Origin of the sequence: uncultured Agrobacterium sp. (assembly GCF_913777885.1) — a bacterium.
Classification (GTDB): domain Bacteria; phylum Pseudomonadota; class Alphaproteobacteria; order Rhizobiales; family Rhizobiaceae; genus Agrobacterium.
Genome location: NZ_CAJYTV010000010.1, coordinates 1 through 4,805 on the forward strand (window position 1 = coordinate 1; position 4,805 = coordinate 4,805).

The 4,805-nt window shown below is 58.1% G+C and carries 5 protein-coding genes; 2 read left to right on the forward strand and 3 right to left on the reverse strand.

All coding sequences use genetic code 11. The annotated features are described in order from the left end of the window. Window positions 1–134: 134 nt before the first annotated feature. Together QZ869_RS08475 and QZ869_RS08480 are read right to left on the reverse strand one after the other, a co-directional pair. Window positions 135–1,769, reverse strand: coding sequence for an RNA-directed DNA polymerase (locus QZ869_RS08475; RefSeq protein WP_296103989.1), 1,635 nt, complete (start codon window positions 1,767–1,769; stop codon window positions 135–137). A gap of 196 nt (window positions 1,770–1,965) precedes the next feature. Beyond that, window positions 1,966–2,364: a VOC family protein gene (locus QZ869_RS08480; protein ID WP_039097455.1), complete on the reverse strand. Its 399-nt coding sequence runs from the start codon at window positions 2,362–2,364 to the stop codon at window positions 1,966–1,968. 188 nt (window positions 2,365–2,552) lie between these two features. Here QZ869_RS08480 and QZ869_RS08485 point away from each other — a divergent pair, with 188 nt between their 5' ends. Beyond that, on the forward strand, window positions 2,553–3,185 hold the full coding sequence (locus QZ869_RS08485; protein ID WP_055786118.1) for a tyrosine-type recombinase/integrase: 633 nt from the start codon (window positions 2,553–2,555) through the stop codon (window positions 3,183–3,185). A gap of 176 nt (window positions 3,186–3,361) precedes the next feature. Here the strand turns inward: QZ869_RS08485 and QZ869_RS08490 are convergent, their stop codons facing one another. Next, window positions 3,362–4,300 carry an AraC family transcriptional regulator gene (locus QZ869_RS08490; protein WP_296103994.1) on the reverse strand — a complete coding sequence of 313 codons (939 nt, stop codon included), beginning with the start codon at window positions 4,298–4,300 and terminating at the stop codon, window positions 3,362–3,364. A gap of 107 nt (window positions 4,301–4,407) precedes the next feature. Here QZ869_RS08490 and QZ869_RS08495 point away from each other — a divergent pair, with 107 nt between their 5' ends. Then, window positions 4,408–4,743, forward strand: coding sequence for an EthD domain-containing protein (locus QZ869_RS08495; RefSeq protein ID WP_058717124.1), 336 nt, complete (start codon window positions 4,408–4,410; stop codon window positions 4,741–4,743). Window positions 4,744–4,805: the final 62 nt, after the last annotated feature.

The window sequence follows — 4,805 nt, forward strand, 5'->3', positions numbered from 1 at the left end:
CTGTATTCATGAAGCTGTGCCACAACTGACCCGGTCGACCGAGACAAAATTGTTTAAAAATTTCAGCACGTTCTCCCGACCAATCCAAGTGCCGCTAGATAGTCGGGATGCCCGATGATAGAACGAATGGCCGATCAGAAGGGCTGATCCTCATCCTCGTCGAGGTCATCGTCTTCCTCCTCATCATTGTCGTCGTCATATTGGCTTGAGCGCTCTTCGATGGCGAACGCCACTGAGCCGAAGTCGTTCTCGTCGAGATCCTGGAAGACGCTCGGAAGTCTATTGGGTGCGAACAGGGTTATACCTTGCTGAGCGAGATCCTCGATGAGTTCGTTTCCGAGCGTTAGGTTTGCGCTACCTGCCCAGCGTCGCGACCGCCATTCCAGAAGCAACGGCCAGTAGGGTCCAGCCCCGGTTTCGTTCGTGACGATCTCAGCGGCAGCTTCAAATACGGCGGGTGAGACCAGAGTCTGCTCGACGCAGGAGAGCAGCGCCATCACAGTGAGCGGACCGCAGTTCTGAACAATCAGATTGGCCGTTCTGATGGGGATCTCAATGCCGAGCCGGATCGCGGCATAAAGTGCCCACGACACTTCACCATCGTTTCCGAGGCGCCCGTGCCGATCCAGTATCGCCACCAGGATCGGCGACCAGTCGGCGATTACGAGGTCGCGGAACGCCAAGTGGCGCCAGACGATCATTCGGGCGACGTAGTCGATGGAATGACCGAAATGCACCGCAGCGCGCTTGAGGAAGGGTTCCACAACAGGCCATTGGGTGGCGGCGAGGTTCGACCGATCCAAGTAGCGAAGGGTGTACTTGAGAACCCCGTCGTCGTTGTTTTCCGAGGTGAGCGAGAAAGCGTATTCAAGCGCTGCACGAAGTCGCTCCGGAATGCGTCGATCAAGCGAATTGCTTGCGAACTCGAACTTGGCGGCGATGTCAGTCGGCCATGTGTCGGAAAAGGAAAAATTATCGGAGTGAATCGCCGTCTTCGATTCGTTGATGTCCAACTCAAAAAACCGAATGGCTTCCCTGTAACGCCACAGCGCCTCCTCGGCTGCGGCGTGGGTGTCGGCACCGATCCAAACGTCGTCGACGTGCCGTATCAGGTCGCAGTTTTGATGACCGCCGCGGCGGACAAATTCTTGGTCGATCGCGGTGCCGATCACCTCCGCGACGTATCTCGACGCGTCAGGTCCGACTGGAACGCCAATCGTCTGGCCGTCTTGCCCTGCCCGAACGATTAGGTCGAGACGGTTGGCGTAACAGTTCGCGGACGCGGGATTGCGGTCCGCCTTTGCGGCGGTCCGCCCGTGTACGGCCCAAGGAATCGAGTGGGTGTAGATCGTGTGGTAGAATCGCGAGATGTCAGTCCGCGCGACGAAGCGATACCGAGCGAGACGCGATAGCCGAGCGCTTTCGAGCTCGGAATGCGATGCGATCGTTACTGCCCTGTCCATATCTGGGTTGTGTACGGGTTTGGACAGGCTGAAATTTGACAGCGCGAAATGCTGCGTGAGCTCCGCCTCCCGGTTGGCAACAAAGCGCGCGAGATCGTGGGCTGTCGACGGATGGACGAACGAAACTTCGCGACGCGTCATCCCTCGTTTGGACGCGTTGAACGGAGATGACCTAACCGGATGCCTCCCGTCGGTGAGCCATTCGTTGCGAGCCGCAAGGTTGGCGCCGATAGCAGCCGTCACGAAAGTCGGCGGTAGGTTCTCGGGTAGATACCCTTTTTCGAGAAGATCGTGCTTCAGTGCCATCGGCATTATGATGACACTGCGATTTGATCATGGCCAACGAAAGTCTGCTTTTGGCATGAGCGAACGTCGATATGTCTACTAGGAACGACCGGCTTTGGTCGAGAGCCGCTATCGCGGAAAACGGTGGGAAGCGGACACTCTCGCGATCGCAAAACCCGGGTCCGCTAGGGTAAAAAGCGAACCCGTGTTGGACAGATCATGCAGGAAAATGAATTCCGCATAATTTGTTGCCGTCTGGGTCGCGAAAATAGGCGAGTTCGACTGTTCCCAGCGATGCCGTATTGCGCGGGCCGGGCGGGGCTTCGATCGAGGTGCCGCCGTTGGCGACCGCGGTATCATGAAGCTGCTTCACTTGTTCAGGCGAGTTGCACGAAAAGGCGACGGTGCTGCCGTTGGCGACGCTTGCCGGTTCGTCGTTAATCGGCTGGCTGACGATGAAGTTGGTTCCGTTGCCATTATTATAGATCAGCCGCGTATGGCCGCTGTCGGCGATGTTCCGCGCCCCTTCGCCTGCCCCCAAAGTGGCGAGCACCGTGTCGTAGAAGCGCTTCGACCGTTCAATGTCGTTCGATCCGACCATGGTGTGAAAAAGCATCCGGGCTCTCCTTGGGGCTGATCGACTTCCGATCGCCACTAGCCTTATCACCTACCCGGCCCATAGGACGCGGTCACCCCCGGGTCGTCGAATGTCCACAATTGGTCGGCATAGGCACCCGAGCAATACCAGACCGTCATACCCGCAAGCGTTCTTCCGATGGCCGATCTGGCCATTGGAGAACGATCATGGAGATGCCTGAAACCGAGCGCACCGTCACAAAGCGGCAAGTCTGGAATGCCGGAAGAACCGTCGGTGCGAAGCGTGCCCTCAAACCGAAGCAGATTTGGGAAATTCGGTTCTATCTCAATCAGCGTCGACGCCTGCGAGATCGGGCGCTGTTCGATCTGGCGATCGACAGCAAACTCCGAGGCTGCGACTTGGTGCAGATGAGGATCGGCGACCTTGTCAGCAGCGGGCAAGTCCGAACGCGAGCGATTGTCATGCAGCAGAAAACAGGCCGACCGGTTCAGTTCGAGCTACTTCCAGATGCTCGCGCCAGCCTGCTGGCTTGGCTGGAGCGGCGGGGCGGCACGGTGGACGACTACGTCTTCCCCAGTCGAGTCGATCGTGATGGGCATCTCAGCACTCGCCAGTACGCCAGGCTTGTCGATGAATGGGTGACAGGGGTCGGTCTGATGCGAAGTGAATACGGTACGCACTCGCTCCGCCGAACGAAGGCATCAATCATCTACAGGGCAACCGGCAATCTGCGAGCTGTCCAGATCCTGCTCGGCCATAGCAAGATCGAGAACACGGTCCGCTATCTCGGCATCGATGTGGAAGACGCACTTGCCCTCGCCGAGAACACCGAGATTTGACCTGTCGGCTCCTCGCTCGGGCGAGGGGCCGCCCTTACGGCGCATGGGACAAAACAGCCAAATACGGGGCCTCGCCGAACGGCGGGTTCAACTGTGAGCTGCCGTCCGCCGCTGTCCCGAAAGCGATGGTATTTTGAGACAGAGTTGAAAAATCGGCTGCCACTGCAGGTAACCAATCAGCGTCTTGAGGTACCCGCGTTAGAACATTCGGCGTTTTTGTACCTCATCGGTGCGCAACCGTGTACCTGCTTGAATGCGGTGCTGAATGCAGCTTCCGACGTGTAGCCAAGCGAAAACGCGATGGCCGCTATCCTGTCGCTTCCGTTTCTCAGGCGCTGTTGAGCAAGAACCATACGCCAGCGTGTCACATACTCCATCGGGGGTGTCCCAGTTAAACTCCGAAAGCGTTCCGCAAACTTGGAACGTGACATGCCCGCGGTCGCTGCAAGCCTGGCGATTGTCCATGGATGAGATGGATCGGCGTGGATAGCCTGCGCCGCCCGCCAAATCTGTGGGTCGGATTGGGCAAAGAGCCAGCCTGTTGTGCGTCCCGCACTTTGGCTCAAGTAGTGGCGCAGCGTATCAACGAGCAGCAAATGAGACAGGTGACGTACGGCAGAAATGTGGCCCGGCGCCTCTGCCGATAATTCTTCCCGCAGTCGCTCCAGAAGCCAGCGCAGGCCGTTTTGGCCCGCAGCGTCACGAAGGGGAAGGATGCTGGGCATCGCACCGAGCAGCATTGCCGTCTGCGGACCCGTGAAGGCGAAATGCCCAGCCAGCAAGACCGTATCTCCACCGCCGTTTATGGTCGCGGTGCGATCGCTCCATGCCTCTTCGGGTATCTTGTCGATACCTGTCGACGCGAAAGAAAGATCGCGCGCGATGGTAAAGGATCGGCCACTCGGCAGGATCACACAGTCCTCCGCCGAAAGGCACAGCGGCACTGCCTCGCCTTCGACACTTAACCATGCCCGACCCGAGGCAACGGCATATACTTTGAGCCCGTCATGGGCTGGAAACCGTATCGCCCAGGCTCCGCCCAGATCGAATGCACCGGCAACGTGAGTGACCGGGAACAGGGTCGACAGCACGTCAGACAGGGGATCTTGTGACATCAACGTGGGACGATCGCGAATGTTAAATGGACTGAGACGCATAGTTCGTCTCAGCGTACGGTGCTAGATTGTGTCTCGGTAAAACGCAAACATGAGGTCGCACAGATATGATCAAGATGCTGATCGGCTTTCGCCGTCGTCAGGGAATGAGCATGCAGGAGTTCAAAGACTACCGGCGCGATATCCACGCACCGCTACTTTTCAACCTTCCCGAAGCGGACAAAATTAGACGATTTGTCGTATCCTATCCCGTTGCCGCACCTGGCTGGCCAGAGCCGACCTTCGATGCAGTCGTGGAGGCATGGTTCGACTCGCTTGACGACCTGAATGCACTCTACACTTGCGAAGCCTTTCAAGAGGTGGTCGACCCCGATCATGCCAACTTCATCGATCTAGCGTCGGTCAGCCGGATCGTTTCAGAGGAGATAGTCGTCGTTGGTTAGCCGTCTCCTGTGAGCATCAGGCTGACGTGGCAACCTGATGCTCCAGCGCGGCATCAGCGTAC